Raw genomic sequence first — 26770 nt, 5'->3', positions numbered from 1 at the left:
GTGAGTTTACAGACAGTTGCCCATTGATCATTCTGTACACGTAGCCACAAGCGACGGAGTAACGAGTGAGAATGAAGCAGGTTCTGCTGTCTGTCTTGTTCTTTTGTCAAAGCGCAGCCTTCGCAGGCGCAGAGCCCGCTTGCGCCAAGGCCCGTCTTTCATCCGATCTGACTGTGCCAGAGCCGACCTGGGAAGAAACGGCTGAGGATGCTGGCCCGGCCGTGACAGTGGAACCTGCGGTGCTGGTTTCAAAGCGTCCTGCCCTGCGGCCCTGCAAGTTCCGGCAATTCGAAGTGGGTCGTGAACGAATGTTGGAACGGGGCGCCGTGTGTGGTGACTGGACCATTCTGGGCGAAACACGCAAGCCCGTCGCCGGAAAGGCCCGCGGATGCGGGATCACGAACCCGGTTCGGGTTTACAGGATCTCTGACATCGCACTCAGCCAATTCTCTTTGATGGATTGCCAGACGGCGGTCACGCTGAAAACATGGATCGAAAACACGGCCAAGCCAGCCTTTGCCAATTTGGGCGGCGGGCTGAAGGGGATGCGGATCGTCGGCCATTATGCCTGCAAGACCCAGAACAACCAGCCGCGTGCACGCATCTCGGAACATGCGCGCGGAAAGGCGATCGACATATCAACCTTCGTTCTACGGGACGGAACCCAGATCACAGTTCGGGACGGATGGAACAACGACCAGGGCGCTGTTTTGCGAGAGTTGCACAGTGGCGCCTGCGGCGTGTTCGGAACCGTGCTCGGCCCGGATGCCGATCGCTATCATAAAGGGCATTTCCATCTGGACACCGCGCGCCGCAGCAGCGGCCCGGTTTGCCGATGAACCTTTGACTTGGTTAAGTTTTTCCGCATCGCGGATACCCCGACCCTTGGCGCGCTCACCAAGGGTCGGCATCATTCAGTACAAACCCGCCAAGCCCACAAACTCCTCGTTTCAACTGGCCATATCTCAGGGATCAGCATCAGCGCGTCAGGACGGACGCCCCTATTTGTCGCTTCGGCTTTTGATCAATACATTGATCAGAGGCACCAACAGCGTCGCTGCGGACCCCAAAGGATTTGATCCAATGCTTTTGACCGCCTGAACAACCTCTCGTGCCTCTGCGGTCATCTCTTCCAATTCGTCTTCAATGTCCGCTATGGCCATATCGCGCACCTCGACGGCCGGGGCGACTTCGTCCTCGACATTGCTGCGTTTTGCAACCAGCACCAGAAGCCCAGCGAAAATAAGGTTTCCAAAGGCCAACAACGCCGCCGCCGAGGCTGGTGGCATCGAACTCTGGAGCGCCAAGAACAAGGAAACATTCAAAAGCACCACCGCCGACAATGCCGCGATGCCCGCAATGCCCATCAATATCGTCTGTTGCTGAACCACTCCAAGGCGGCGGCGTGCAATCAAACGTTCGGTCCGATAGATCGTAACCAGATTTTTGCTCAGTCTGCTCATAACCGGTCTCCTAACCCTGCGCACGCCCGACGACGTAACCCAGTGAAAATGCAATCAGCAACGCCGTGATCGGATAGTCTTTCTGCAACCGACCAAACTCCTCGACAACGTCATTGCCCAAGGATTGAACCTGGCTCAGATCGATTCCGTGGTCTTCCAGAAGTTTCCGGATTTCATCCGATGATTTGACCCGCTCTGGCGGCTCTTTGGGTTCCGGATCCTTTTCGACCTGCGCCTCCAACGACGCGTTTCGTTCCCGTAGCTTCTCCAACTCGGATTCAAGCTCTGCTTTGGTCGCCATAGTGCCTTACCCTCACTGCATGGGTTCGAGGTAACGGTTGCACAAAGATTTGTTTTTTTGAACTGTTTTCCGGATCACGTTATCCAACCGGGTCCATAGACACCGAACTTACGACCCCGCCACCAACAAGCGCCTTAACGCCAGTGGTTCCGGGGCAAGAGGTCGGCAACCCCCGAGCAACGCGCACCGCCAGATAGGCAAACGCCTGCGCCTCAAGCATGTCGCCGTCCAGCCCCACCGCCTCAACCGTTTCGACCGGGCAATCCAGCGACACGCGCAACATCTCCATCAACACCGGGTTGCGCCTGCCGCCTCCGGTGACCAACACACAGGACGGGGGTTTCGGACAGTGCTCCATCCCCTGCACCACAGCTGCGGCGCACATACCGGTCAGAGTCGCCACCGCGTCAGCGTCATTGAGTTCCTTGACCAAACCGATCATTTCCGAAAAATCGTTCCGATCCAAGGATTTCGGCGGCATGCGGGAAAAATACGGCTCGGCCAAAAACAGTTCAAGCGCGCCCATCTCGACTGTGCCATCTCGGGCTAATGCCCCGTCCCGGTCCATGGGAAGCCCCAGACGGGCCTGCATCAGATCATCGACCGGTGCATTGGCCGGTCCTGTATCAAATGCCAGCAGCGCACCGGGCGCTTCGGGGCCTTCGAACGTCGGGTCCACATAGGTCAGGTTGCCGACCCCGCCCAGGTTCAGGAAGCACAACGGCCGGTCCGCGCCGAACCATTTGGCACAGGCAAAGTGAAAGAAAGGCGCAAGCGGAGCCCCCTCGCCCCCCATCGCCACATCATCGCTGCGGAAATCCCAGACCACCGGACGCCCAAGCGCCTGCGCCAACCCCAGCCCGTCACCGACCTGAAACGTTCCGCGCCCGCGCGGCTCATGCGCCAGCGTCTGTCCGTGAAAGCCGATCAGATCCACGTCCTCGAACTCGGACAGTGCTTCGGCATGGGCGATTGTCACCATCTCGGCCGCCGCATCGACCTGAGGTCCGTGCCACTGCCGCAGGGCCGCCCGCAAAACATCGCGTTCCGCATCCGAATATGCGCGATATCCGCTTTCCCCAAACCCGTAAATCGAATGTCCATCGGTTTCCACCACCGCCGCGTCAACCCCGTCCATCGACGTGCCGGACATCGCGCCCAAAGCTCGGACCTTTCCGTGTTTCCTGATGGTCTGGCCCAAGCCTGCCTCCTGAATTGGCTGTGTCATTCGCCGCGTCCAGGTCCGGAATTTCACCTTTGGGTTGCAGCCCGGCCAACGTGCCTTCTGTTGGGTCGCAAAGGCAAGCGTTCTGCACCGGCCCGGCAGTTTTTTTCTCAGGGCGCGTGTCTGGATCGACACCCTCGACCACACCCCGCACCTGAGGTGAAAAGGTGGCTTTTCCTCTCCTGCGCTGCCGCCTATACAGTGCCCCGCAACATTAACCCAAAGGGCACGATATGACCTACCACCCCAAATCGGATTTCATCGCCACGATGATCGAGCGCGGCTTTCTCGCCGACTGCACCGATTATCAGGGCCTTGACGACGCGCTGATCAGTGGGTGCAAACCGGCCTATATCGGCTTTGATGCAACGGCCAAATCGTTGCATGTGGGCAGCCTGATCCAGATCATGATGCTGCGCTGGTTCCAGAAAACCGGCCACCAGCCGATCACTTTGATGGGCGGCGGCACCACCAAGGTGGGCGACCCTTCGTTCCGCGCGGATGAACGCCCGCTGCTGGGCCCCGAACAGATCAATGAGAATATCGCGGGCATCAAAAAGGTGTTCTCGGCCTTTATCGACTATGACTCTGAGGCCGAGAATAAGGCTCTGATGCTGAACAATGAGGAATGGCTGGACAACCTGAATTACCTCGATTTCCTGCGAGACATCGGGCGGCATTTTTCGGTCAACCGGATGCTAAGCTTTGAATCGGTGAAATCTAGGTTGGATCGCGAGCAATCGCTCAGCTTCCTTGAATTCAACTACATGATCCTGCAGGCCTATGACTTCCTTGAGCTGAACCGCCGCTATGGCTGCGTTCTGCAGATGGGCGGCAGCGACCAGTGGGGTAACATCGTCAACGGGATCGACCTGACCCGTCGCGTGCTGGATCACGAGATCTACGGCCTGACCTCGCCCCTGCTGACCACCAGCGACGGCAAGAAAATGGGTAAATCTCAGGACGGCGCGGTTTGGTTGAACGCAGACATGCGTTCGCCTTATGAGTTCTGGCAATTCTGGCGCAATACCACCGACGCTGATGTCGGGCGGTTCCTGAAGCTCTACACCGAAATACCGGTGGACGAGTGCGATCGCCTGGGCGCGCTGAAAGGGTCCGAGATCAACGAGGCCAAGATCCGTCTTGCCAATGAGGTGACGACTCTGGCCCACGGTGCGCAGGCTGCGGCGAACGCCGAAGCCACTGCCCGCGAAGTGTTCGAAAAAGGCGGAGTCGGAGATGATCTGCCGACCCTGACGCTATCGGAAGCAGACTTACCGATCTCTATCGTCCAGTTGATCGTGAAAACGGGTCTGGCTAAGTCCGGCAAGGAGGCCAAGCGCCTGATCGCCGAGAACGGCGCCAAGCTGGATGACGCGCCGCTGACCGATGCCGGGCTGATGATCGACGCAGGTGCATTGTCCTCGCCCATCAAGCTGAGCGCGGGGAAAAAGCGCCACGCGCTGGCTCAACTGGGCTAACTCGGCAAGTCTGAAAAGCACAAAATTTAAACGGCCACCCAAACGGGTGGCCGTTTTTCATTCGGCAATCTGTGCTTATCTGCGGTCTTTTCCTCCGCCGCGACCGGGCCGGTCGCCGCCTTCATCATCGTTGGCGTTATTGCCGCGACCCGGGCTGCTGCCCTCGCCGCCATTGCCGTGGCCGTTATTGCCCTTGCCACCGCCTTTGCCGCCGTTGCCTTTCCCACCTTTGCCTTCACCGCCGCCGGATTCACTTCCGCCGCCACCGGACTCACCACCGCCACCGCCGGATTCACCTCCGCCGCCGCCGGATTCACCTCCGCCGCCACCGGACTCGCCTCCGCCACCGCCGGATTCACCTCCGCCGCCACCGGACTCGCCACCGCCACCGCCGGATTCACCTCCGCCGCCACCGGACTCACCACCGCCACCGCCGGATTCACCTCCGCCGCCGCCGGACTGACCACCGCCACCGCCGGAGTTACCTCCACCGCCACCAGTGTCAGCGCCACCTCCAAACTCACCTCCGCCACCACCGGATTCACCGCCGGGTGCACTACCAGCGTCGGCAAATTCAGACCCACCTAGTTCAGAGCCGCGGTTTTCACCCCGGTTTTCCGCCGAACCAGACAAGCTTGCCGTCGGCAAATCCGTCAGCAACGCGGCCAGCCCCGGGCATTGCGCCCCGGTTACACTCAAAGTTGTCTCAAAATCGGACCGCTTTTGAAGCCTGTCCAGAAAACTCGGGGTCACCTGCACACAATCGCACAAACTGGCATAGTCGCCGGCGTTGGCGAGATTTCGGGCCGTTTTCCAGTTGCAAGTTTCCGATGCGGCAACAGCACTGCCGATCATCACCATTCCAAAAACAGGAACAGCGATAGCTGCACCCAATATTTGCTTCGTACTCTTAACCATAATAGATCCTCCTGGTGAAAAAACACACAACGGCGCTGAGTTCTTCGTTCACGAACAGGCGCGTTTTCGTGAAGTTGGGATTAAGTTGTCTTGAGGATCTGCCAGGGCATCGGGGCGAATGATCTGGCCCGCCAACCAATATCCCTCTTTCTCAAATATGTGGACACTGGTCCCAAAATGCAGTTATTGAACAAGTGTTCATATCCATGGGAGGAGTTCACCATGCAGCTGTCCACCACTGCAGCCCTCATCACCGGCGGCGCGTCCGGTCTGGGCGAAGCCACGGCCCGCCACTTCACCTCGAAAGGCGCGCAGGTCACCATTTTGGATCGTGATGCGGACCGCGGCGCAAAGGTTGCCGCCGAGATCGGCGGGCATTTCGTGCAGACGGATGTGACTGACGAGCAGTCGGTGGCTGCCGCCATACGCCATGGCATGGAAAAGATGGGCAAGATCACTGCGACGGTGAATTGTGCAGGTATCGCCTATGGCATCAAGACTGTTGGCAAGGATGGCCCCCACCCCTTGGATGCGTTCCAGCGTACGATCGACATCAATCTGGTTGGCACATTCAACGTATCCCGGCTGGCCGCTGCCGAGATGGCAAAGAATGACCCCGAACCAGATGGAGCACGCGGGGTGATCATCAACACCGCCTCGATCGCCGCGTTTGACGGGCAAAAGGGTCAGGCGGCCTACGCGGCCTCCAAAGGAGGCGTCGTGGGCATGACGCTGCCGATGGCCCGCGATCTGGCCTCGACCGGCATTCGGGTCATGACCATCGCGCCGGGCATTTTCATGACCCCGATGCTGGCGGGTCTGCCCGAAGAGGTGCAACAACAGCTTGCCGCCGACGTCCCGAACCCTGCCCGCCTGGGCGACCCGCATGAATACGGACGACTGGCTGGGTTCATCGTTGAGATGGGGTATCTGAATGGTGAGGTCATCCGCATCGACGGCGCCCTGCGTATGCGCTAAACCGGGGCTCATGACCGAGCGACAAAAAATGGAAGCGGGCGAGTGGTATTGCTGCCTTGACCCGGAACTGGATGCGCTTCGTGCCGAAGCGCGTCGTGCCGTTCATGCCCATAACACGTGTCCGCCGGATGACCGTGGGGCCATCGCGCTGGAACTGGCAGCACTTTTTGCTGGTGTTGGTGAGGATTGCTTTCTTGAGGCCCCATTTCACTGTGCCTACGGAATAAACCTGTCTTTGGGGGATCGAGTGTTTTTCAACGCAGGCTGCGTCGTGCTCGATACCGCGCCGGTGACGATTGGGAACGACACGATGCTTGGGCCTGCGGTGCAGATCTATTGCGCCGAACACGCGAAAGACCCTGCCTCACGCGCTCGGGGCCTTGAAGTCGCCCACCCTGTCATTATCGGCGAAAACGTCTGGATTGGTGGCGGTGCGATCATCATGCCGGGCGTTACGATCGGCGACAACGCCATCATCGGAGCCGGTAGTGTGGTGACAAAAGACGTTCCGGTCGGCGAGACCGTCGTCGGAAACCCTGCCCGGCCTATACGGCCCCTCCGATAACCCTGTTCTTTCCCCTATCCGCCGGAGCCTTGATCCCGGGGCGCGGCGCCTGCCTCTTTTTCGGTCAGGCAGCGCCGGGTCACTGCGCCCCACGGGGAGTCGCCCAACCAGACAAGGAAGTTCTTGAACGCGCTGAAATCGAAAGAGTCAGCCCCATCGCCTGTCCGGAAGAAGGATGCATCCAACACGACCTGCATGTGGATACAACCAATCCAGGTATTTTTGTGCTCAATGAAAACTGGCAGATTCGCGAACCATGACAGACGCATATGACCGCGCTTCATTTCGCCTCTTGCATGGAAGCAATCGAAGGGGCTGTAGCCGGTTTACGCTGAACGAGATGACGCGGATAGGTTAATCGATTCCGCTGCAAAACCAGAGCAATTGCGTGGTTCCGGTTTTGTACAACTTTTTGAACGTTGCCCCTTAAGGCAAACACAGATTGCGTTCACTTCGCCTCAGCTTTCTCTTCCAGCGTCAGCCATTCCTCTTCAGACGCCGAAAGCTTTTCCTGCCGCTCAACCAGCGCCTCGGTCGCTTTCTGGAACTTGACCGGTTCGCGGGTGAACAATTCGGGGTCGGACATCAGTTCTTCGAGCTTTGCAATCTCGGCCTCCAGCCGTTCAATCTCGGCAGGCAGCTTTTCCAGCCGGTGCTTTTCCGAGAACGACAGGCCGGGCTTCTGCTTCGTTTCCTGCTTGATTTTTGGCTTCGAAGCTTTTGCTTTTTCTTCCTTTTTTTCGGGTACATCACCACGTTGCGCGATATAATCCGACCACCCTCCGGCATAGACCGTAGCGCGACCATTCCCCTCCATCGCAATTGTCGTTGTGGCCACCCGGTCGAGGAAATCGCGGTCGTGGCTGACCAGCAGAACCGTGCCGTCGTAGTCGTCCAGCAGCTCCTGCAACAGGTCCAGCGTTTCGACATCCAAATCGTTGGTCGGTTCGTCCAGCACCAGAAGGTTGGACGACTTCGCCATCAACTTGGCCAGCAGCAATCGCGCCTTTTCTCCACCTGACAAGGACTTGACAGCCGCTCTTGCCTGCTGCTCATCAAACAGGAATTCCTTGAGATATCCCACGACATGTTTGGGCTGCCCGCCAACCATCACCTGATCGGCCTTGCCTGAGACCCGCATATCGGGGTCGCCGGTCAGGCTGTCCCACAAGCTCATCTCGGGGTCCAGTTGCGCACGGGTCTGATCGAACACCGCGATCTCAAGATTGGTGCCCAGCGACACCGAGCCTTCGTCCGGCTGCACCTGCCCAAGAAGCATCTTCAGCAGCGTCGTCTTGCCAACCCCGTTCGGTCCGACAAAAGCCACACGATCACCGCGCTGCACCAGCAGATCAAAATTCCGAACGATCTGCTGGTCGCCGAACCCTTTGGCCAATCCTTTGGCCTCGATCACCTTGCGGCCCGATTTTGGACCGGCCTCCAGCGCCATCGCAGCGGAACCCTGACGCTTGATCTGTGCCGCCTTTTCGGCACGCAGCGCCTGAAGGGCCCGCACCCTGCCCTGATTGCGTTTGCGCCGTGCGCTGATACCCTCAACCGCCCATTTGGCCTCGGACTTGATAAGACGGTTCAGCTTGTGACGCTGCTGGTCTTCTTCTTCCCAGATCTTGTCCCGCCAGGTTTCAAACGCATCAAAACCTTGCTCCTGCCGTCGGACAGCGCCCCGATCAATCCAGAGAGTCGCCCGTGTCAGTGCGCGCAAAAAGGCCCGGTCGTGCGAGATCAGCACAAAAGCCGCACGTGTTGACCCAAGCTCGCGCTCCACCCACGCGATGGCTTCGATATCCAGATGGTTGGTGGGTTCGTCCAGCAGCATCAGATCCGGCGCTTCGGCCATCAGTTTGGCCAATGCCGCGCGCCGCCGCTCTCCACCCGAGGCCGTCTCAATTGCGCGTGAAGGGTCGAATTTCAGCCCCTCGCCTGCCCGTTCAACCTTGTAGAGTTCGCCTGGCTCCAACCCGCTGGACGCATAATCGCCCAATGTGGCAAAGCCCTCCATCGTCGGGTCTTGTTCCATGTAACCCACGGATTTTCCGGGCGGCACAACGATTTCGCCGCGATCAGCCTCGACCAGACCGGCCATCACTTTCATCAACGTAGACTTGCCCGACCCGTTGCGCCCAACCAGCGCCACGCGGTCACCTGGCTGAACCACCAGATCAAGCTCGGAGAACACCGGATCGCCCCCGAAGGTCAGGGAAATGCCGGACATCTGCAACAAAGGAATTCTCGCCATGCCTGCCAGCTAAACCGGCAGTCGCACTGCGTCAACGCCCCGTCTTCACCTTTTCAGAAATACTCGGGCTAGTCGGCCACCGTTCGCAACAGGCGTTTACGCGCCGGCGGAATTGCCCCGATTTCCACCCCTGTGAAAACGTGCAGCGTGTTCATTTGGCGGTCCACCACTGCATGGTCGCTGACCCAGCCGCCCATCATCAGATAGGTCCGCAACAGCGGTGGCATCCGCAGCATGGCCTTTTTCGTATCCGGCCTGCGCCGCAGACGCGTAGCAAAGCGAAACACATCCGGAGCCTTTACCCGCGGCAGCCACCGTTTCGGGGCAAGATGGCGGTGTTTGAGCATCGCAAAGGCATCCAGATACTGTTCTGTCTCGGTTCCGGCAAATGAGGAACATCCAAACAACATCTCGACGTTGTTGTGGTCGACGTAGGATGTCATTGCCCCCCACGCGACACGCAGAATGTCGGGATCGATTTGGTTCGGGTGAACGCAGAACCTGCCCATCTCGACCATACGGCCACTGAACCCTTCCAGCGAACTCAGGTCGTAAAACTGTGCTGAATAGCTGCGTCCGATTTCGCGGCCATGATCCATTGTCAGCATCCGAAAGCAACAGACCAACCGCCCGGCAGACCGCATATCCTCAACCAGGATATGACTGCATCGTGTGTCGAATGCGTCACTGTCCAGTTGCCGGGTGTCGAACGCCAGTGTTCGCAGGTTTTGTGCGGCCCTGATATCCTCAGATGATTGCGCCAGACGGGCGCGATAGCGCCCTTTGCTCAACAAAACTGCCGTCGCCACGGTCGCGTCCTCCACGGGTGCCGACCCACAGGTGCCAGCACGACACCGTTAGCACAAGACATGTGACTGCCTTGTGACCATCGCAAGGCTCTGGCGCAGATTAGTTGGCGCCGGGAATATTGGCCGGGTTGAAGTTGCCGATATTGCCCAACAGCTGACGCAGGAAGCCTTTGTCCTGAACGTTGGAATCGGTGACACGGCGTTCCAGCGGAATCACGATGCCGTCTTCCAGACCAAAGCGTTCGATATTGCTGACGACACCGCGCTGATCAAAGCTGATGGCGACCAGTTCGCGTGCCACCACTTCGGGCCGTTTCGGGCCGTAGTGACGCACCCGCGAGCGGACATAGTAATAACCCGAATCCCGCACCACACCTGACGCACCCGGTGCCCCGATGGCTTCTTCCACACTGTCACGCGTATCCACGCCCACTTTGATTTCGGCCAACTCTTCGGCTGGCGGCACGTATCCGTGATTCTTGAAGATGGGCGTACAAGCCCCGGCCGCAGCCAGACAGGCAACAAACACAAGCGATTTCGTCGCTGGTTTCAACCGGTTCACTACCTTCAACATGCGCACCCTCTTGCCTTGGCCTCTTGCGGCTTCTATCCGATTACAGAAACCGCTGCCACGGTTCAACACATAGAAAGGCTCTCGAATGAGCAACGTTACATCACTTCGGGTGGCTGACCTGCCCCAGAACGCCCCGACATCCTTTGATCTGCGCCCTGCGGCCGCTGCTTTGGATGAGATCAGACAGGACCTGGGACTGCTGGGACTGCGCAAGCTCAGTTTCTCTGGCGACGTGCAGGCCCGGGGCAAGCGCGACTGGGTTCTGAACGGCAAACTCGGTGCAACCGTGATCCAACCCTGTATCGTGACGCTCGAGCCGGTAACAACCCGGATCGACATTCCTGTGCATCGCACATTTCTGGCCGATTGGAACGATCCGGACGAACCGGAGTTCGAAATTCCCGAAGATGACGAATCAGAGCCTCTGGGTGCCGAGATCGACCCGGCCCGGGTAATGGTCGAGGCGCTGTCACTGGCCCTGCCACAATACCCGCGCAAGGACGGGGCTGAACTGGGACAGGCAGACTTTACCGAACCCGGAAAACAGGCGATGACCGACGAAGACGTCAAACCCTTTGCCGGATTGGCGGAATTGCGCGACGCACTCAAAAAAGACGAGTGACAGATGACAGATTTCCTGTCATAGCAGGCGGTCAGAAAAATCGCTTGAACATACCGAGAATCGCAGTATTTTCGCGCGCTCATCGGATTTTGGGTTGGACATTGCGGGGCTCGTCGCCTAAACGCGCGTCAAACCACGATAAACGAACTACGAAACCCGGGTCGGCAGCGATTCTGCGACCCCTAGTCAGACAAAGGTTGAGACCATGGCCGTCCAACAGAACAAAGTTTCCAAGTCGCGTCGCAACAACCGCCGCGCACACGACGCTCTGGTTGCTGCAAACCCGAACGAATGCCCGAACTGCGGCGAGCTGAAGCGCCCGCACCACGTTTGCGCATCCTGCGGCCACTATGATGATCGCGAAGTCGTCGCTCAGGCCGACGAAATCGATCTGGACGAAGACGCAGCCTAAGCCTGATCGAGTGCAGACCAAGGCATGACTGAACAGCCCACGCACGCCGGACGGATCACCATCTCGGTCGACGCTATGGGTGGGGACGCGGGTCCCTCGGTCGTTGTTGCCGGTCTTGCGAAATCGGCCGACAAGAACCCGGATATCAGGTTCTTGTTACACGGGCCCGAACAGGTATTGCGCAAGCTTGTCGCCAAACGGCGTGTCCTTGAGGGGCGCGTCGTTTTTCGTGATTGCCCCGGCGTGGTCACGATGGAAGACAAACCCAGTCAGGTTGTGCGCAACGGCAAAGAGACCTCGATGTGGTCCACGCTGGAAGCGGTACGCCAAGGCGAAGCCCATGGCGCGGTTTCCTGCGGCAATACCGGTGCGTTGATGGCCCTGTCGATGATGCGCCTGCGCAAACTGCCGGGCGTGAATCGACCGGCCATCGCGATACTGTGGCCCTCGCGCAACCCTCAAGGGTTCAACGTAATGCTGGACGTCGGCGCTGATGTGCGCGCCGACGCCAAGGATTTGCTGCAATACGCGCTGATGGGCGCGTCCTATGCACGTAACGGTATGGCCTTGGGCCGCCCCCGGATCGGACTGCTGAATGTCGGCACCGAAGAGCACAAAGGGCGTGCCGAACTGAAAGAAGCGCATTCAATGATTGCGGAATTCGCGGAGCAGGCGAATTTCGACTTTGTAGGGTTCGTCGAAGGCAGCGACATCCCGGGTGACAAAGCGGATGTCATTGTAACCGATGGGTTTACCGGCAACGTTGCGATCAAAACCGGCGAAGGAACGGCAAGCCTGATCGGGGACCTGTTGCGTCAGGCCTTCAAGTACTCTCCCCTATCCCGATTGGCCTCGATTCTGGCTATCACGTCGCTGAACCGTTTGAAGAAACGGATCGACCCGCGGCGCGTGAATGGTGGCGTCTTTCTGGGGCTGAACGGAACCGTGGTGAAATCCCACGGTGGCGCTGACGCGACAGGCGTGTCAGCTGCAATCAAACTGGCCTTCACTCTGGCGCAGTCCGGCTTTTCCGAAAAATTGGCTGCGCGGGTTGCATCCACTGCCCAGCTTGCACAAGATGCCGCGCAATCAGCGCCGCAAACAGATAAATAACAAAAAAGGCAGTACCCTAAAATGGCAGGCCGTTCAGTTGTAGCAGGTGTCGGGCATTATTTGCCCGAACGCGTTGTTCCCAATTCCGAGTTTGAGAAAACCCTGGACACGACCGACGAATGGATCAAGACCCGCTCGGGGATCGAACGCCGCCACTTTGCTGCCGAAGACGAGACGACATCCGATCTGGCCACCAAGGCCGCAGAAGCCGCGCTGGCTGACGCAGGTCTGACGGCGGATGATATTGATGCAATCGTTCTGGCGACTTCAACAGCGGATCTGACCTTTCCTTCGGCTGCCACCATGGTTCAGGCACGGTTGGGCATGACCAAGGGCTTTGCTTTTGATGTTCAGGCTGTTTGTGCAGGATTCGTTTTTGCCCTTTCCAACGCAAATGCGCTGATTGTTTCCGGTCAGGCCAATCGCGTGCTGGTAATCGGAGCGGAAACATTCTCGCGGATCATGGACTGGACCGACCGGTCCACCTGTGTGCTGTTCGGTGATGGCGCCGGTGCTCTGGTGCTGGAAGCGCAGGACGGCACAGGCACTGCGGATGATCGCGGTATTCTGGCAACCGACCTGAATTCAGACGGGCGTTTCAAAGACCTCCTTTATGTCGACGGGGGCGTTTCGACCCAATCCACCGGGCACCTGCGCATGCAGGGCAATCAGGTCTTCCGTCATGCCGTTGAAAAGCTTACGAAAACAGCGGAAACAGCGTTGGAACGAGCGGGGCTGAGTAGCTCGGACGTGGATTGGATCGTGCCGCATCAGGCCAACATCCGCATCATTCAGGGCACGGCCAAGAAAATGAACCTGCCAATGGAAAACGTGGTTGTGACCGTTCAGGATCACGGAAACACGTCGGCCGCATCCATCCCATTGGCCCTGTCCGTGGGCAAGCAACGCGGACAGATCAAAACCGGCGATCTGATCGTGACCGAAGCCATTGGCGGCGGTCTGGCCTGGGGCGCGGTAGTTCTGCGCTGGTAACCGGCGCAAACCAGCTTACACAGCCGCCCGCAATTCATTGATATTGACAGCGAATTTGCCATACCCATATGCTTCTACAGCAACAGGGGAAATGGCATGGGCGACAAAACACTGACTCGAATGGATCTGAGCGAAGCTGTCTTTCGTGAGGTAGGTCTGTCACGAAACGAAAGTGCGCAGCTGGTTGAAAGCGTTCTGAACCATATGTCCGATGCATTGGTAAGCGGCGAGCAGGTGAAGATTTCGTCTTTCGGCACCTTTAGTGTTCGGGACAAGACGGCACGTGTCGGTCGCAATCCTAAAACCGGCGAGGAAGTGCCAATTCAGCCGCGCCGTGTACTGACCTTCCGTCCGTCGCATCTGATGAAAGATCGCGTCGCCGCCGGGAACCGTAAGTAAGTTCAGGACGTCCAGGTTATGAGTAAGTCCCCCGATGCCTTTCGCACCATAAGTGAAGTTGCGGACTGGCTCGGTGTTCAGGCTCATGTTCTGCGATTCTGGGAAAGCCGATTCACTCAGGTAAAACCAGTCAAACGCGCAGGTGGACGCAGGTATTATCGCCCCAACGACATGCGTCTGTTGGGAGGAATCAAGAAACTTCTCCACGAAGACGGTATTACGATAAAAGGCGTCCAGCGTATCCTGCGCGAACAGGGCGTCGCACATGTCGCGGCGCTGTCCCCGTCTCTGGACGACCCCGTCCCCGCCCCGATTGAGCCCGTCCAGGACACCGTGGTACCGTTTGAACCTAAGCCTGCAACCGCCAAGAAGCAGATTCGTATGGATCTGGGCGAACCGTCCGAGCATTCGGAGAAAGAAGGCCCGCAGGCCAACGCGCGTACATCTTCTGCGGCACAGCCGGAACCAGAGCCCGAACTTGATGCCGCACCTTTGATGGGTGGAATCGCGTCGCTTGCGTGGAAACAGACAGATTTTGATGATGACCTGTTGCGGCGCATTGCTCCGATTGCGAAAGACCTGCGCCGCTGGCTGGACCGTGTCGAAACACAGGCGACGGGTTAGGACAAAAGGCATTGTTTTCCTCTTGCCCCTGCCGGGAAAATCTTTATGAACACCCCAACGTCGGGCTATGGCGCAGCCTGGTAGCGCGTCCGTCTGGGGGACGGAAGGTCGCAGGTTCGAGTCCTGCTAGCCCGACCAAATTACACCGACGTTTATGGCATACAGGCCAGATCCCGCTCTGGCACCAGGGGGGATCGAGATGACAGGTGTTTGCCCGAACCAACAGCTAGAGGCGATGATCTCGCGCGGTGAGATCACAGCCGACCCAGAGGTTCTGTCTGCGCAGATTCAACCCGCCAGCCTTGATTTGCGTCTGGGAACAGTGGCTTATCGAGTACGTGCCTCGTTCCTTGCGGGCGAAGGCCGGACTGTCACGGACCGGTTGGGAGAGTTTGAGATGCACCGCATCGACATCTCGGCCGGTGCGGTTCTGGAAAAAGGCTGCGTCTATCTGGTGCCCCTGATGGAATCGCTTGCCCTGCCCGACAACATGAGCGCTGTGGCCAACGCCAAAAGCTCGACCGGGCGGCTCGATCTTCTGACACGGACCATCACCGATGGCGGCACCGAGTTTGACCGGGTGCCCGCAGGGTACACAGGCCCGCTTTATGCCGAAATCTGCCCGCGCTCCTTCTCGGTTCTGGTTCGTCCCGGGATGCGCCTGAACCAAATTCGTTTCCGACAGGGCCAGGCCGTGTTGTCAGATGCCGAACTGAGATCCTTACATGCCGAATCTCCGCTGGTGGACGGACCTGCGGTCATTCAGGACGGTCTGGGCTTTTCGGTCGACCTGCAACTGCCTGATACCGATCTCGTCGGCTATCGCGCCAAACCGCACACCGGGGTGATCGATCTGGATCGAATCGGTGAATACGACCCGCAGGACTATTGGGAAGAGGTCCGGACCAAGGATGGTTGCATCATCCTGGACCCCGGCGCGTTCTATATCCTTGTCAGTCGCGAGGCGGTGCATATTCCACCATTGTACGCGGCTGAAATGGCACCCTATCTGGCGATGGTTGGTGAGTTCAGAGTGCACTATGCAGGCTTCTTTGATCCTGGTTTTGGCCATGCCGCTGCCGGGGGTGCCGGGTCCCGTGGCGTGCTTGAGGTGCGCTGCCACGAAGCGCCATTCGTGCTGGAGCACGGGCAGATCGTCGGACGTCTGGTCTATGAGAAAATGACGGAGATGCCGACGCAACTATATGGTGCGGGCATTGCCTCGAACTATCAGGGTCAGGGCCTGAAACTGTCAAAGCACTTCAAAGCTGTTGGCTAATCCCTAGAATTTCATGAACCGGCGCATTTGCCGGGTCACGCGCTGTGCCTGCCGCATGTTCTGTGCATGGCGTGGTGCGCTGGCTTTACTGGTCTCATTCGATGCGCCCGATCCGTTGCCCTTGCGGCTGGCCAAATCGATGCCTTTGTTCACACCCTTGTTGACAAGACGGCGCATGACCTGACGCACAATCATGTCAATGATCCGGTTTGCATTCATGGCTCAACTCCGTGTCCTTACGTATATAGATACGCGCTTTATGCGGCAACAAAAGGGCTGCGCGATCACTCTTCCTCGAACAGTTCGGTCTGGTCTTCGTCGCTCTCGTCCTCGCGGCCTTCGCCCAGTGGGATGGCCCCCGGAGGAGGACGATTCTCCAGCAATCCCGCTGCCCGCAACTCTTTTAGCCCGGGCAAGTCACGGGCGTTCTCAAGCCCAAAATGATCCAGAAACTCAGGTGTTACCACAAACGTCACCGGACGACCGGGAGTCATGCGGCGGCGGCCCAGTTTGATCCACTCCATCTCCAGCAACTGATCGATTGTTCCGCGCGAAACCGAGACACCCCGGATTTCCTCGATCTCGGCCCGCGTGCAGGGCTGATGATAAGCCACGATGGCCAGAGTTTCGATCGCAGCGCGGCTGAGCTTGCGGGTCTCGACCGTTTCCTTCTGCATCAGAAAGCCCAGGTCAGGGGCCGTGCGGATGGCCCAGGCGTCTCCTACGCGCACCACGCGTACACCACGGCCCTCATACCGTTTCTGAAGCGATTCAACTGCTTGTGCCGCGTCGCTGCCATGGGGCATCCGCGCTTCAAGATCCGCAATTGTCACCGGATCGGCGCTGGCGAAAAGAACGGCTTCGACCATGCGTTCCTGTTCAGCCAGTGGAGGGGCCTCGAACAGCGTACCGGTCTCTTCGGGGGCATCAGTCACGTGTCTCGGTCCTCTTGCGTAAATGGATCGGAGCGAATGTCTCGCTCTGCTTGATTTCCATATGTCCTTCTTTCACCAACTCCAGCGAGGCCGCAAAGGTCGCCGCCGTTGCCGACCTGCGCCGTACCGGGTCGGAATCCCAGCCATCGGGCAGGTAAGTTTCCATATCGGTCCATGTCCCGGCAAACCCGATCAGCGGGCGCATTCTTTCCAGCGCCTGTTCCATGGTGAATACCGAATCGCGATCCATCACAAACGGGCGGAATTCATCACGCGTGCGGATCCGGGCATAGCCCTGCATCAGATCCAGCAGCGTGGCGGAATAGGTCACGGTTCGGATGCGGGTTATATCTTCGCCCTGCCCGCGTTTGAAGAAATCGCGCCCCAGCTGATCACGCGCCATCAGCCGTGCGGCAGCATCGCGCATCGCCTGCAAGCGTTCCAACTGAAACGCAAGATGTGCGGCCAGTTCCTCGCCCGAGGGTCCCTCGTCATCCGGGTCTGGCGGCAGCAGCAAGCGGGACTTGAGAAACGCCAGCCAGGCCGCCATCACCAGATAATCGGCGGCCAGTTCAATACGCAGCGCCCGCGCCTTTTCGACAAAGGCCAGGTATTGCTGCGCCAGCGCAAGGACAGAGATTTTCCTCAGGTCAACTTTTTGCGTGCGCGACAGGGTCAGCAGAACATCCAGCGGGCCTTCGAACCCATCGACGTCAACGATCAGCGATTCGGCCGCAAGACGATCCGCGACCGAGACAGGGTCTTCGCTAAAAAGGTTATCGTTCATATACCTGCCCGCCCATTAGGGCAGATAGTTCCGCTTCGACGGCAGGGATGTCAAGTTCCAGCGGGCGTTTGCGCATCGCCAGCGCCCGTTCTGCGCGGGCCTGTGCCACATCAGACATTTCTCCGGCAGCTTCCATCACCTGGGCGCGCTCGGCAAAGCTTCCGTTGCAGTGCAGAACGACGTCACAGCCCGCGCTTATGGCTTGCCGCGACACGTCAGCGGGCGTTCCGCTAAGCGCTTTCATCCCGATGTCATCGGTCATGATCAGCCCCTCAAAGCCAATCCTGTTGCGGATCACATCCACCATGGTTACCGAGATGGTGGCAGGCTGCGGGTCAATCCGATCATAGACCAAATGCGCGGTCATCCCCATCGGCAGGTCGTTCAAGGCCAGGAACGGCACAAAATCGCTGCGCTCAAGCTCCTCCAAGGGCAGATCCACATGCGGCAAGTCATGATGGCTGTCCAACGTGGCACGTCCATGGCCCGGGATGTGTTTGAGCACCGGCAGCACACCGCCGTCCAAATGGGCCTGCGCCACGGCTTTCGCGATTCTGGAAACTCGTTCAGGATCAGTGTCATAGCATCTGTTTTTCAGGAACTTATGCGTCTCCTGTCGCGCGACGTCCACCATGGGCGCACAGTTGCTGTCAATTCCCAGGCCAAACAGTTCATCAGCAGTCAGGCGGTACCTCAGATACATGGCGCGCTCGGCCTGTTCTCCGGCATTGGTCACATGGTCCAGCGGAGGCAGCCATTCGCGGGCCAACGGCGCCCGCAGGCGCTGCACGCGCCCACCTTCCTGATCGATGGTGATCGGGCAATTGCGCCCGACCGCCTCGCGGAAATCATCACACAAGGCGCGTACTTGTTTGGCGTTTTCGATGTTGCGGGCAAACAGAATGAACCCGAACGGGTTCATCTGGCGAAACAGATCTCTTTCCTTTTGCGTCAGGCGCAAGCCCTGAGCATCGGTGATCGTGGCACCGAATTTCACCGAACGGCCACCGGGATACAATCAGCCCCCTGCGCGACAAGCGCAGCACAGAACTGACGCGAATCGCTCAGGTCTTCAAAGCCCAGCACGCGCAGGCGGTAAAAGGTGCGTCCGCCGCTTGAAGTTTTTTGAATAACGCGCTGTTTTCCCGCCATATATTCGCCGAACTTTCCATTCAGGCGATCCCATTCCGATTGCGCCACCTGGGTGCTGTCATAGGCCCCAAGCTGTGCCAGACGCGTGCCCTTCTCCAGCGTATCAGGATCGGCATCCAACCCAACCGCAGCTTTTACCGCCGCATTGATCGCCTCTTCGGAATTCTCGCTCGGCGACACCTGGCTGCGAGAGGCACGCGCCGGACGGGTCAACGGGCGCACGGATCGGCGCACGCCCGGCAATTCGGCAATGGCCGGATCCGGCAAGGCCGCTGCGAAATCGGCCGGATCAATTGCGGGTTCTTCCTCGGGGGTGGTCAACGATGCCACCTGCACGCCATCTTCAAATTCTTGCTGCGTTTTGGCCGCCTCACCCGCCAGTTCCGCAACCAGCGCATCCACTGCGTTCTGGCGCAATCGAGCGGCTTCCTGGGTCGAGATCGGCTTTTCCACCACATGCAGCGCTGGTGTCGGCTTCAGATCAGCGGCGGGTACGTCTTCATCCGTCAACGAGACCGGCCGCGGCGCAAGGATCAGGCGATCCGCCGGAGCGGCAGCACTGCCTTTGGCGGCCACCGCATTGACGGCCAAGCCCTGATGATCGGCGGGTGTTCCGCCTGGGTTTTCGGGCTGCACCCGCATCGGCCCTTCGGCCGCGCGCACGACCGGCACGCCGCTGACATCCCGCATGACAAGCTGGTATCCCCAGATACCGACACCGGCGACCAGTGCCAGCGATGCGACGGCACCTAGGAAATTGACGGCCCGCCCCAGTCCGAACGCGCCAAGTGGCGCATCATAATCCTCCATGTCTTCGGGATAGTCATACGCATCCTCGGAATGCGTTTGATTCGGGTAATGAATCTGCTCGGGGCTTTGGTGCCCCGAGTAATCGTAACTCGCCATGTCCGCCTCACTGCCCGTTTCGCGCCAGAAAAAAGGCGCGCGGGTCATTTCTTGCCTACCTCGTACCGGCGGTTCGGGCGGTATTGGTTACCGCATCTCCTGCGCCGGGGTAACGCCAAGAATACCCAAGCCCGCTGAAATCACAACAGAAACGGCACGGGCCAATGCAATTTTCGACTGGCTTGTGGCAACATCGCCATCCTGAATGAAACGCAATTGGGTTTCGTCATTGCCCTTATTCCAGAGCGCGTGAAAATCCCCTGCAAGTTCATACAGATAGAAGGCGACGCGGTGCGGTTCGTTGGTCCGCGCAGCGATTTCGACCAGGCGTGGCCATTCGGCCAGCTTCTTGGCGACAGTCAGTTCCGAGCCGTGATCGTTCTTGCTCAGATCCGCGCCGGCAAGCGTCACATCATCTGTTGGGATTCCTGCCTCGGCGGCACGGCGCAGCACGCTCATCACCCGGGCATGGGCGTATTGCACGTAGAACACCGGGTTCTCGCGGCTCTGCTCCAGCACCTTGTCAAAATCGAAATCCAGCGGTGCGTCGTTCTTGCGGGTCAGCATCACGAAACGGGTCACATCCGGACCAACCTGATCGACCACATCGCGCAGGGTGACAAAGTTCCCGGCCCGTTTGGACATCTTGAACGGCTCGCCGTTTTTCCACAGCTTCACCAGCTGCGTCAGCTTGATATCCAGCGGCACCTTGCCATCGGACAGAGCCGAAACGGCAGCCTTCATCCGTTTGACGTAGCCGCCGTGGTCCGCGCCGAACACGTCGATCAGCGCGTCAAAACCACGTGTCACCTTGTCATAGTGATAGGCGATATCCGGGGCGAAATACGTCCAGCTGCCATCAGATTTCTTGACCGGGCGGTCGACGTCATCGCCGTGCTCGGTGGATTTGAACAAGGTCTGCTCGCGTGGCTCCCAATCCTCGGGCTTCTTGCCTTTGGGTGGTTCCAGCACGCCTTCGTAGATCAAGCCCTTATCGGTCAGGGACTTAAGCGCAGCCTCGATCTTTCCGGTGCCATAAAGCGATTTTTCGGAATAGAACACGTCCATCTCGACACCCAGCGCCTTCAGGTCGGCGCGGATCAGATCCATCATAGCGTCGGTCGAAAACTCGCGCAGGTCTTTCAGCCAGTCGCTTTCCGGCTTGTCGATCAGGCTGTCGCCGTACTTCTCTTTCAGCGCTTCTCCGATCGGGATCAGATAGTCGCCGGGATACAGCCCTTCGGCAATCTCGGGGCTGAGGCCGTTGGCCTCGCGATAGCGCTCATAGGCCGACCGCGCCAGCACGTCCACCTGTGCGCCGCCATCGTTGATGTAGTATTCGCGGGTCACGTCATGGCCCGAATAGGCCAGCAGGCTCGCCAACGCATCCCCGAACACCGCGCCGCGAGTGTGTCCGACATGCAGCGGGCCGGTCGGGTTGGCCGAGACATATTCGACATTCACCTTCTGCCCCTGCCCCATGGTCGAACGCCCGTAATCGGTGCCTTTTTCAAGCACCGCCGCCAACACGCCTTGCCAGACGGACGGCGCAAGACGCAGGTTCAGGAAACCGGGGCCCGCCACTTCAGCGCTTGTGATCCGATCATCCGCCGCCAGTTTCCCTGCCAGCACATCCGCAATGTCGCGCGGCTTCATCTTGGCTGGTTTCGCCAGCACCATCGCGGCGTTGGTCGCCATGTCCCCATGCGCGGCATCACGCGGAGGTTCGACCGCCACGTTGTCAAAGCTCAGCCCTTCGGGCAGTGCGCCTTCGGACTGCATCTGCGCCAGCGCGTCAAGTACAAGGCCGCGGATCTCGGAAAACAGGTTCATTTCGGATGTCCTTTTGCTTGTCGCGGGGTTTACCACGCAACGCGGCAAGGTCAATGGACGCCTAATGTTTCAGCTTGGTTTGGCGGAACAACTCGCTAATCTCGGGCATGTTCGAGATACCGGAGACCGTTGATGCACCGCCCCTTGTCTATTGCCTTGCTTTTGTCCGCCGCCCTGCCTGCACTGGCCGACCTACCCCAACCGCAAGGCCATGTGCTGCTGACGCTGGGCGGCGCGGTCAGCGAAACAAACCTGCCCGCGCGGGGGGAGAATGACGGCGGTCTGTTGGGCTATCTGGAGGTCACGCATGACGGCGCGGCAGGGTTTGATGCTGCCATGCTGGACGGGCTGGAGCAGCTCGAGATCACAATCCCGTATGGTCCTCCGGGCAATGAGCGTGATTACAGGTTCTCAGGCCCGCTTTTGTCAGACGTCATGACGATGGCAGGGGCCGAGGGGAAAACCGCTCTTCCCATGGCGCTGGATGGGTATCAGGCTGCAATCGACTGGAACAGCATCACCACGCATAAACCGATCATAGCAACGCATTCTGATGGCGCACCGATGGGGATCGGTGGTTATGGCCCGGCGATGATCGTCTTCCCTCCGACAGAGAACGTCGATCAGTCCGCCAAACAAGCAGCTCAGCAAGTCTGGGCCATCGCCTATATCGCTGTGGAGTGATCAGCCGGTCAGCCGGGCATGGTCCTGCAAGGCAAATCGGTCGGTCATGCCCGCAATGTAATCGGAAACGATACGCGCCAAACCTGTCTCGTCCCCGGCAGCTTCAATGTCATCATGCCAGCGCGCAGGCATCTGCTTGGGATCATTCAAATAAATCGGAAACAGATCTTCCACGATCTTTGCCACCTCCTCCCGCACTGACATCACACTGGGAGCGCGATACATCCGGGTGAACAGAAACGCCCGGATTTCGCGCAGTTGCGCCCGAACCTCATCCGAGAACTGGATGACAGGATACCCAAGATGACGAACTTCTTCGACGGACTGCGCGCCAGACACGGCAATAAGATCGTGAGAGGTGTTGATGACATCGGTCACCATGACCCCGAAAACCCGCCTTAGCGCTTCGTGACGCCGGCGATAGGAATCCAGCCCGGGGTATCTGGCATCCACCTCGGCGTAACAGACACCGACGATCGGCAGGTCTTGCAGATCGTCGTCCGAGAACAACCCCGCGCGCAACCCGTCCAGTAGATCGTGGTTGTTGTAGGCAATGTCATCGGAAAGGGCCGCAACCTGGGCTTCCGCGCTGGCATGGGTGTGCAGTTCAAGATCGAAATCCTGATTGCATTCGGCCAATGCCCATGGCAGATCGCCCGTAACCGGCCCATTGTGCTTGGCTATACCTTCCAGGCATTCCCAAGTCAGGTTGCACCCGTCGAATTCTGCATAGTGGCGCTCCAGCTTTGTGACGATCCGAATGGCCTGAGCGTTGTGATCAAAACCTCCGTAGGGTTTCATCAACGCGTGCAACGCGTCCTCGCCGGTATGTCCAAAAGGCGTATGTCCCAGATCATGCGCCAAGGCCACGGCTTCGGTCAGCTCTGGGTTCAACCCCAGAGCACCGGCAATGGTCCGCGCCACCTGCGCCACCTCAATGGAGTGGGTCAGGCGGGTGCGGTAGCTGTCACCTTCGTGTTCAACAAACACCTGCGTCTTGTGCTTGAGGCGCCGAAAGGCACTGGCATGAATGATCCGGTCCCGGTCGCGCTGAAAGCATGATCGGAAACTGCTTTCCTCCTCGGGCACAAACCGCCCCCTGGTGCGGTCCGGATCCGAGGCAAAACTAGCTCTGTCCAAATGGCCTGTCCTTGTCGCCTGTCCTTGCGCTATCTATATTGTATGGCGTAATGGAAGGAAACCATTGGAGACCGGCATGAATCTGCCCCCATCAGTCACGGAACGCGCCTTCGAACGCCTCGCCGAAATCGGCGCGGCGGATCAGGGTCAGGCATTGCGCGTCGCAGTGGAAGGCGGCGGTTGCTCGGGTTTTCAATACGAAATCGCTTTGGATACGCCAAAAGAAGATGATCTGGTCCTTGAAGGTAAAGGGCAAAAAGTCATTGTTGACACCATTTCGCTGCCCTTCCTGGAAAACGCCGTCATCGACTTCACCCAAGAACTGATCGGCGCGCGATTTGTGATCGACAACCCCAACGCCACCTCTTCCTGCGGTTGCGGCACATCTTTTTCGATGTAACCGTGGGGGCTTTGCCCCCACACCCCCAGGATATTTTCAGCCAGATGAAGCAGCGGTCCGCCCTCTGACCGAAAGACCAGAGGGCTTCACCTGGCGCGGTCATCGGCGTCCCCGCCTGTACCGCCACTTCAATTTGAAGATATTCAGTTAAAAATCCGTTTCTTCATCTGGCCAAAAATATCCCGGAGCGCGAGGCAGAGCCTCGCAAATCCGATCTCTAGCTTGCCGTTGGACCCGTTCTGAGCGATAGGTTGCACCAAGTCTTCGGAGGATCGCGCATGAAAATCGCCACGTTCAACATCAATGGCATCAAGGCGCGGGTCGAGGCCCTGCCCCGTTGGCTGGACGAAGCGCAGCCGGACGTTGTGCTGTTGCAAGAGATCAAGTCGGTCAACGAAAACTTCCCGCGCGAGATATTCGAAGAGCGTGGATTCAATGTGGAAACTCACGGGCAAAAAAGCTTCAACGGCGTAGCAATATTGTCGAAACTTCCACTCGAGGACGTGTCGCGCGGCCTTCCAGGCGATGACGCGGATGAACAGGCCCGCTGGATCGAAGCCACTGTCGTTGGCAAAAAGGCTCTTCGGCTCTGTGGATTGTATCTGCCCAATGGCAATCCGGCACCCGGCCCGAAATACGACTACAAACTGGCTTGGATGGAACGACTTTACGACCGTGCCCGCACTTTGCTGGCAACCGAAGAGCCTGCGTTGATGGCGGGGGATTACAACATCATCCCGCAGGCGGAGGACGCCAAACGCCCCGAAGCATGGCTCGAAGACGCATTGTTTCGCCCTGAAAGCCGCGCCGCATTTCGCAAAATCCTGAATCTGGGCTTCACCGAAGCGTTCCGGGCCGCCACCCAAAGCGCGGGACACTATTCATTTTGGGATTATCAGGCCGGGGCCTGGAACCGAAACGACGGAATTCGGATCGATCACTTTCTGCTGACCCCACAAGCGGCGGATCTTATGCGGGATTGCCAGATTGATGCAGCCGTACGCGGGCATGAAAAACCCTCGGATCATGTGCCAGTCTGGGTCGATCTGGACATATAGTGTTTCAGGCCGTGACGTCGTAGCTGTATATCCATTCGTAACGGCGCGACAGTTTCCCCCCGATTGCCATAAGCGCACATTGGGCCGCCAAACGGGCGGGGCCTGAAAGGTGGAAATTGCGTGCGTTCGACCCGGCAGCGGCAACCACGCTTTCTGCCCTTGGTCGGCGCGTTTTCTCGTAGGCTGCAAGCGCGCTGGTGACACCCGGGTGCTCGTCGAATGATCGCGCAAGCGTCCAGGCATCTTCCAGCGCCAGGCAAGCGCCTTGCGCCATGAACGGCAAGGTCGGATGCGCCGCGTCCCCCAGCAATGCCAGACGACCGTTCTGCCATTTTTCTGCGACCGGGCGCAGGAACAAAGCCCACAGATTCACATCGGAGACCTTTGACAGAATCTCACGTACCGGATCGCCGAATCCTGAAAAACGTGCGCGCAATTCGTCCGGATCACCCCTTAGCTTCCATCCCTCTTCCCGCCAATCCGAGCGCTCCTCGACCGCAACGATGTTCATCATGCTTTGATCGCGCAAAGGATAGGTCACGACATGCCGACCCGGCCCCATGGTCAGGGATGCCGCCACCACGTCTGAATCTGGTTGCCAGGGAATGGTTGCGCGCCAGGCGACCTGGTGCGTAAACGCGGGAGTTTCGGGCCCGTTCAGGGCCGGGCGAATCGCGCTTCGACCACCGTCGGCGGCAATGACACATTCGGCGCGCAGCCGCTCGCCGCTCGCCAACAGGATTTCAGCTTCGTTGGAGTGTTTTTGCACGTTGGAAACTTTGGCCCCCAGGCGGACATCCACACCGGCCTTGCGGGCCGCAGAATGCAGCAGATTCAACAAGTCGGCACGGTGAAAATAAATGGTCGGACCAGCCGACGGCCCAGGCAGTCGGCTGACAACGCGCCCTTTGCGGTAATCACGGACGATCGTACCATGGGATTTCTGACCGACAGACAGATCCGCCACCCCAAGCGCGCGCAACACACACATCCCGTTTTCACTGATCTGCAGACCTGCGCCGACCTCGGTCAGTGCCGGGGCTTGCTCCAGCAGGGTGACCTGCGCCCCGTGTTGCCGCAGCGCCAACGCAGACGCCAAGCCACCGATGCCACCGCCAATAACGCAGAAATTCAACCGATTGATCTTCATGCCCTACCGCTTAACGCAAAAACGCCAGAGCCACAGGCCCCAGCGTTCGAAATTCTCAAGTTGCACCCGGCGATCAATCGTCGCGGTGGACTTTTTCGCGGCGCTCGTGGCGCTCTTGCGCCTCAAGCGTCATGGTTGCAATCGGACGTGCATCAAGACGTTTCAGCGAAATCGGATCGCCGGTCTTTTCGCAATACCCGTATTCACTTTCTTCGATCCGACGCAGGGCTGCGTCGATTTTGGCGACCAGCTTGCGTTGACGATCGCGTGTCCGCAGTTCCAAAGCGCGATCTGTTTCCTCGCTCGCTCGGTCTGCGACATCCGGGATGTTTCGGGTGTTGTCCTGCAGCCCTTCGATCGTGTCGCGGCTGCCCGCCAAAAGTTCATTCTTCCAATCCAACAGCTTGCGGCGGAAATACTCAAGCTGACGGTCATTCATGAAAGGTTCATCTTCGGCCGGGCGGTAATCCTCCGGCAGAAAAACTTCCTGTTTCATATTTGCTCCCTCGGTATGGCCAGAAACGTCGGTCGCGGTTGTTTCACCTGACATTTGGCACCCCCTTCTGCGCAGCATTTAGCCGACGAGCGTGGGATTGTCACTACACAAACTTTGCTTCAGCACGCCCAAGCGCTGTTTTGTCTAAATATGAGACAAACAACAACAAAACCCTATTTTTCTATGAAATTTAGCGGGCCTTTTTGAGGCAGGCGT

General features: G+C 58.8%; 30 protein-coding genes and 1 tRNA gene. 15 read left to right on the top strand and 16 right to left on the bottom strand.

The features are described 5' to 3' along the window. The first annotated feature begins 71 nt into the window (after nt 1-71). Nucleotides 72-839 carry an extensin family protein gene (locus D1823_RS03975; RefSeq protein WP_117868714.1) on the top strand — a complete coding sequence of 256 codons (768 nt, stop codon included), beginning with the start codon at nt 72-74 and terminating at the stop codon, nt 837-839. Nucleotides 840-1001: 162 nt separating this feature from the next. On the opposite strand, the gene D1823_RS03970 is transcribed toward D1823_RS03975, so the two are convergent. The 3 genes from D1823_RS03970 to D1823_RS03960 form a co-directional block, all read right to left on the bottom strand. Next, nucleotides 1002-1463 carry a hypothetical protein gene (locus D1823_RS03970; RefSeq protein ID WP_117868713.1) on the bottom strand — a complete coding sequence of 154 codons (462 nt, stop codon included), beginning with the start codon at nt 1461-1463 and terminating at the stop codon, nt 1002-1004. 10 nt (nt 1464-1473) lie between these two features. Continuing rightward, on the bottom strand, nt 1474-1764 hold the full coding sequence (locus D1823_RS03965) for a hypothetical protein (RefSeq protein ID WP_117868712.1): 291 nt from the start codon (nt 1762-1764) through the stop codon (nt 1474-1476). 79 nt (nt 1765-1843) lie between these two features. Beyond that, entirely contained in the window at nt 1844-2917 is a 1074-nt protein-coding gene (locus D1823_RS03960; RefSeq protein ID WP_371415304.1) for an anhydro-N-acetylmuramic acid kinase, read from the bottom strand. A 305-nt stretch (nt 2918-3222) separates the two neighbouring features. On the opposite strand from D1823_RS03960, the gene tyrS reads away from it, so the two are divergent. After that, complete coding sequence (gene tyrS, locus D1823_RS03955; protein ID WP_117868710.1) at nt 3223-4470, top strand: tyrosine--tRNA ligase; 1248 nt, start codon at nt 3223-3225, stop codon at nt 4468-4470. A 75-nt stretch (nt 4471-4545) separates the two neighbouring features. Here tyrS and D1823_RS21835 read toward each other — a convergent pair whose 3' ends face one another. Then, entirely contained in the window at nt 4546-5388 is an 843-nt protein-coding gene (locus D1823_RS21835) for a hypothetical protein (RefSeq protein ID WP_162896759.1), read from the bottom strand. 222 nt (nt 5389-5610) lie between these two features. Between D1823_RS21835 and D1823_RS03945 the strand changes: the two genes are divergently transcribed. Next, entirely contained in the window at nt 5611-6366 is a 756-nt protein-coding gene (locus tag D1823_RS03945) for a 3-hydroxyacyl-CoA dehydrogenase (RefSeq protein ID WP_117868709.1), read from the top strand. A gap of 10 nt (nt 6367-6376) precedes the next feature. Beyond that, nucleotides 6377-6931, top strand: a complete 555-nt coding sequence (locus D1823_RS03940) for a sugar O-acetyltransferase (RefSeq protein WP_117868708.1) — start codon at nt 6377-6379, stop codon at nt 6929-6931. A gap of 448 nt (nt 6932-7379) precedes the next feature. Here D1823_RS03940 and D1823_RS03930 read toward each other — a convergent pair whose 3' ends face one another. The 3 genes from D1823_RS03930 to D1823_RS03920 all read right to left on the bottom strand — a co-directional run bounded on the left by D1823_RS03930 (nt 7380) and on the right by D1823_RS03920 (nt 10571). Next, nucleotides 7380-9188, bottom strand: a complete 1809-nt coding sequence (locus D1823_RS03930) for an ABC-F family ATP-binding cassette domain-containing protein (protein WP_117868707.1) — start codon at nt 9186-9188, stop codon at nt 7380-7382. 68 nt (nt 9189-9256) lie between these two features. Next, nucleotides 9257-9997, bottom strand: a complete 741-nt coding sequence (locus tag D1823_RS03925) for a GNAT family N-acetyltransferase (RefSeq protein WP_117868706.1) — start codon at nt 9995-9997, stop codon at nt 9257-9259. Nucleotides 9998-10097: 100 nt separating this feature from the next. Further along, a complete protein-coding gene (locus D1823_RS03920; RefSeq protein WP_117868705.1) occupies nt 10098-10571 on the bottom strand; it encodes an outer membrane protein assembly factor BamE in 474 nt (157 codons plus the stop codon). Nucleotides 10572-10656: 85 nt separating this feature from the next. On the opposite strand from D1823_RS03920, the gene D1823_RS03915 reads away from it, so the two are divergent. From D1823_RS03915 to D1823_RS03880, 8 genes are all read left to right on the top strand, one after another. Next, nucleotides 10657-11193 (top strand): DUF177 domain-containing protein, encoded by a 537-nt coding sequence (locus D1823_RS03915; protein WP_117868704.1) that lies wholly within the window; start codon nt 10657-10659, stop codon nt 11191-11193. A 205-nt stretch (nt 11194-11398) separates the two neighbouring features. Beyond that, entirely contained in the window at nt 11399-11605 is a 207-nt protein-coding gene (rpmF, locus tag D1823_RS03910; protein WP_008756996.1) for a 50S ribosomal protein L32, read from the top strand. Nucleotides 11606-11629: 24 nt separating this feature from the next. Beyond that, the gene (plsX, locus tag D1823_RS03905; RefSeq protein ID WP_117868703.1) at nt 11630-12718 is read left to right on the top strand and encodes a phosphate acyltransferase PlsX; all 1089 of its coding nucleotides are present in this window, start codon (nt 11630-11632) and stop codon (nt 12716-12718) included. 21 nt (nt 12719-12739) lie between these two features. After that, nucleotides 12740-13711 carry a beta-ketoacyl-ACP synthase III gene (locus D1823_RS03900; protein ID WP_117868702.1) on the top strand — a complete coding sequence of 324 codons (972 nt, stop codon included), beginning with the start codon at nt 12740-12742 and terminating at the stop codon, nt 13709-13711. A gap of 96 nt (nt 13712-13807) precedes the next feature. Next, nucleotides 13808-14110 (top strand): integration host factor subunit alpha, encoded by a 303-nt coding sequence (gene ihfA / locus D1823_RS03895; protein ID WP_117868701.1) that lies wholly within the window; start codon nt 13808-13810, stop codon nt 14108-14110. Nucleotides 14111-14128: 18 nt separating this feature from the next. Continuing rightward, entirely contained in the window at nt 14129-14734 is a 606-nt protein-coding gene (locus tag D1823_RS03890) for a MerR family transcriptional regulator (protein ID WP_117868700.1), read from the top strand. Nucleotides 14735-14795: 61 nt separating this feature from the next. After that, nucleotides 14796-14872: transfer RNA gene (locus D1823_RS03885), tRNA-Pro, on the top strand. Nucleotides 14873-14933: 61 nt separating this feature from the next. After that, nucleotides 14934-16013 carry a 2'-deoxycytidine 5'-triphosphate deaminase gene (locus D1823_RS03880; protein WP_117868699.1) on the top strand — a complete coding sequence of 360 codons (1080 nt, stop codon included), beginning with the start codon at nt 14934-14936 and terminating at the stop codon, nt 16011-16013. A gap of 3 nt (nt 16014-16016) precedes the next feature. On the opposite strand, the gene D1823_RS03875 is transcribed toward D1823_RS03880, so the two are convergent. The 6 genes from D1823_RS03875 to argS all read right to left on the bottom strand — a co-directional run bounded on the left by D1823_RS03875 (nt 16017) and on the right by argS (nt 21626). Then, nucleotides 16017-16232, bottom strand: coding sequence for a hypothetical protein (locus tag D1823_RS03875; protein WP_117868698.1), 216 nt, complete (start codon nt 16230-16232; stop codon nt 16017-16019). Between the two features lie 65 nt (nt 16233-16297). Continuing rightward, the gene (gene scpB, locus D1823_RS03870; RefSeq protein WP_117868697.1) at nt 16298-16948 is read right to left on the bottom strand and encodes an SMC-Scp complex subunit ScpB; all 651 of its coding nucleotides are present in this window, start codon (nt 16946-16948) and stop codon (nt 16298-16300) included. After that, entirely contained in the window at nt 16941-17735 is a 795-nt protein-coding gene (locus tag D1823_RS03865) for a ScpA family protein (RefSeq protein WP_117868696.1), read from the bottom strand. The genes scpB and D1823_RS03865 overlap by 8 nt, the downstream gene beginning before the upstream one ends. Next, a complete protein-coding gene (gene nagZ / locus D1823_RS03860) occupies nt 17725-18732 on the bottom strand; it encodes a beta-N-acetylhexosaminidase (RefSeq protein ID WP_117872708.1) in 1008 nt (335 codons plus the stop codon). The genes D1823_RS03865 and nagZ overlap by 11 nt, the downstream gene beginning before the upstream one ends. Next, nucleotides 18729-19841, bottom strand: coding sequence for an SPOR domain-containing protein (locus D1823_RS03855; protein ID WP_254683792.1), 1113 nt, complete (start codon nt 19839-19841; stop codon nt 18729-18731). Before D1823_RS03855 ends, nagZ begins: the two co-directional genes overlap by 4 nt. A 39-nt stretch (nt 19842-19880) precedes the next feature. Next, nucleotides 19881-21626, bottom strand: coding sequence for an arginine--tRNA ligase (argS, locus tag D1823_RS03850; protein WP_117868695.1), 1746 nt, complete (start codon nt 21624-21626; stop codon nt 19881-19883). A 132-nt stretch (nt 21627-21758) separates the two neighbouring features. On the opposite strand from argS, the gene D1823_RS03845 reads away from it, so the two are divergent. Continuing rightward, nucleotides 21759-22310: a hypothetical protein gene (locus D1823_RS03845; RefSeq protein WP_117868694.1), complete on the top strand. Its 552-nt coding sequence runs from the start codon at nt 21759-21761 to the stop codon at nt 22308-22310. Here the strand turns inward: D1823_RS03845 and D1823_RS03840 are convergent, their stop codons facing one another. Further along, nucleotides 22311-23450 carry a deoxyguanosinetriphosphate triphosphohydrolase gene (locus D1823_RS03840; RefSeq protein ID WP_117868693.1) on the bottom strand — a complete coding sequence of 380 codons (1140 nt, stop codon included), beginning with the start codon at nt 23448-23450 and terminating at the stop codon, nt 22311-22313. A gap of 76 nt (nt 23451-23526) precedes the next feature. Here D1823_RS03840 and D1823_RS03835 point away from each other — a divergent pair, with 76 nt between their 5' ends. Together D1823_RS03835 and xth are read left to right on the top strand one after the other, a co-directional pair. Beyond that, on the top strand, nt 23527-23850 hold the full coding sequence (locus D1823_RS03835) for an iron-sulfur cluster assembly accessory protein (protein ID WP_117868692.1): 324 nt from the start codon (nt 23527-23529) through the stop codon (nt 23848-23850). Between the two features lie 278 nt (nt 23851-24128). Then, nucleotides 24129-24908: an exodeoxyribonuclease III gene (gene xth, locus D1823_RS03830; RefSeq protein WP_117868691.1), complete on the top strand. Its 780-nt coding sequence runs from the start codon at nt 24129-24131 to the stop codon at nt 24906-24908. Between the two features lie 4 nt (nt 24909-24912). Here xth and D1823_RS03825 read toward each other — a convergent pair whose 3' ends face one another. Together D1823_RS03825 and dksA are read right to left on the bottom strand one after the other, a co-directional pair. After that, nucleotides 24913-26058, bottom strand: coding sequence for an FAD-dependent monooxygenase (locus D1823_RS03825; protein WP_117868690.1), 1146 nt, complete (start codon nt 26056-26058; stop codon nt 24913-24915). 73 nt (nt 26059-26131) lie between these two features. Further along, on the bottom strand, nt 26132-26554 hold the full coding sequence (gene dksA / locus D1823_RS03820; protein ID WP_117872703.1) for an RNA polymerase-binding protein DksA: 423 nt from the start codon (nt 26552-26554) through the stop codon (nt 26132-26134). Nucleotides 26555-26770 lie beyond the last annotated feature (216 nt).

The organism is Ruegeria sp. AD91A (assembly GCF_003443535.1).
Classification (GTDB): Bacteria; Pseudomonadota; Alphaproteobacteria; order Rhodobacterales; family Rhodobacteraceae; genus Ruegeria.
Note: the sequence above shows the minus strand (reverse complement) of the source record. Positions and strands in the feature narration are given on the sequence as shown.

What these genes read in the sequence shown, in the direction of transcription:
- xth (WP_117868691.1), top strand. Translation starts at nt 24,129, where the DNA reads ATGAAAATCGCCACGTTCAACATCAATGGCATCAAGGCGCGGGTCGAG.
- D1823_RS03890 (WP_117868700.1), top strand. Translation starts at nt 14,129, where the DNA reads ATGAGTAAGTCCCCCGATGCCTTTCGCACCATAAGTGAAGTTGCGGAC.
- D1823_RS03825 (WP_117868690.1), bottom strand. Translation starts at nt 26,058, where the DNA reads ATGAAGATCAATCGGTTGAATTTCTGCGTTATTGGCGGTGGCATCGGT.
- D1823_RS03920 (WP_117868705.1), bottom strand. Translation starts at nt 10,571, where the DNA reads ATGTTGAAGGTAGTGAACCGGTTGAAACCAGCGACGAAATCGCTTGTG.
- D1823_RS03835 (WP_117868692.1), top strand. Translation starts at nt 23,527, where the DNA reads ATGAATCTGCCCCCATCAGTCACGGAACGCGCCTTCGAACGCCTCGCC.
- D1823_RS03965 (WP_117868712.1), bottom strand. Translation starts at nt 1,764, where the DNA reads ATGGCGACCAAAGCAGAGCTTGAATCCGAGTTGGAGAAGCTACGGGAA.
- D1823_RS03880 (WP_117868699.1), top strand. Translation starts at nt 14,934, where the DNA reads ATGACAGGTGTTTGCCCGAACCAACAGCTAGAGGCGATGATCTCGCGC.
- argS (WP_117868695.1), bottom strand. Translation starts at nt 21,626, where the DNA reads ATGAACCTGTTTTCCGAGATCCGCGGCCTTGTACTTGACGCGCTGGCG.
- D1823_RS03915 (WP_117868704.1), top strand. Translation starts at nt 10,657, where the DNA reads ATGAGCAACGTTACATCACTTCGGGTGGCTGACCTGCCCCAGAACGCC.
- D1823_RS03975 (WP_117868714.1), top strand. Translation starts at nt 72, where the DNA reads ATGAAGCAGGTTCTGCTGTCTGTCTTGTTCTTTTGTCAAAGCGCAGCC.
- plsX (WP_117868703.1), top strand. Translation starts at nt 11,630, where the DNA reads ATGACTGAACAGCCCACGCACGCCGGACGGATCACCATCTCGGTCGAC.
- D1823_RS03865 (WP_117868696.1), bottom strand. Translation starts at nt 17,735, where the DNA reads ATGAACGATAACCTTTTTAGCGAAGACCCTGTCTCGGTCGCGGATCGT.
- dksA (WP_117872703.1), bottom strand. Translation starts at nt 26,554, where the DNA reads ATGAAACAGGAAGTTTTTCTGCCGGAGGATTACCGCCCGGCCGAAGAT.
- D1823_RS21835 (WP_162896759.1), bottom strand. Translation starts at nt 5,388, where the DNA reads ATGGTTAAGAGTACGAAGCAAATATTGGGTGCAGCTATCGCTGTTCCT.
- D1823_RS03970 (WP_117868713.1), bottom strand. Translation starts at nt 1,463, where the DNA reads ATGAGCAGACTGAGCAAAAATCTGGTTACGATCTATCGGACCGAACGT.
- ihfA (WP_117868701.1), top strand. Translation starts at nt 13,808, where the DNA reads ATGGGCGACAAAACACTGACTCGAATGGATCTGAGCGAAGCTGTCTTT.
- rpmF (WP_008756996.1), top strand. Translation starts at nt 11,399, where the DNA reads ATGGCCGTCCAACAGAACAAAGTTTCCAAGTCGCGTCGCAACAACCGC.
- D1823_RS03845 (WP_117868694.1), top strand. Translation starts at nt 21,759, where the DNA reads ATGCACCGCCCCTTGTCTATTGCCTTGCTTTTGTCCGCCGCCCTGCCT.
- D1823_RS03875 (WP_117868698.1), bottom strand. Translation starts at nt 16,232, where the DNA reads ATGAATGCAAACCGGATCATTGACATGATTGTGCGTCAGGTCATGCGC.
- D1823_RS03940 (WP_117868708.1), top strand. Translation starts at nt 6,377, where the DNA reads ATGACCGAGCGACAAAAAATGGAAGCGGGCGAGTGGTATTGCTGCCTT.
- tyrS (WP_117868710.1), top strand. Translation starts at nt 3,223, where the DNA reads ATGACCTACCACCCCAAATCGGATTTCATCGCCACGATGATCGAGCGC.
- D1823_RS03855 (WP_254683792.1), bottom strand. Translation starts at nt 19,841, where the DNA reads ATGACCCGCGCGCCTTTTTTCTGGCGCGAAACGGGCAGTGAGGCGGAC.
- D1823_RS03930 (WP_117868707.1), bottom strand. Translation starts at nt 9,188, where the DNA reads ATGGCGAGAATTCCTTTGTTGCAGATGTCCGGCATTTCCCTGACCTTC.
- D1823_RS03960 (WP_371415304.1), bottom strand. Translation starts at nt 2,917, where the DNA reads ATGTCCGGCACGTCGATGGACGGGGTTGACGCGGCGGTGGTGGAAACC.
- D1823_RS03945 (WP_117868709.1), top strand. Translation starts at nt 5,611, where the DNA reads ATGCAGCTGTCCACCACTGCAGCCCTCATCACCGGCGGCGCGTCCGGT.
- D1823_RS03900 (WP_117868702.1), top strand. Translation starts at nt 12,740, where the DNA reads ATGGCAGGCCGTTCAGTTGTAGCAGGTGTCGGGCATTATTTGCCCGAA.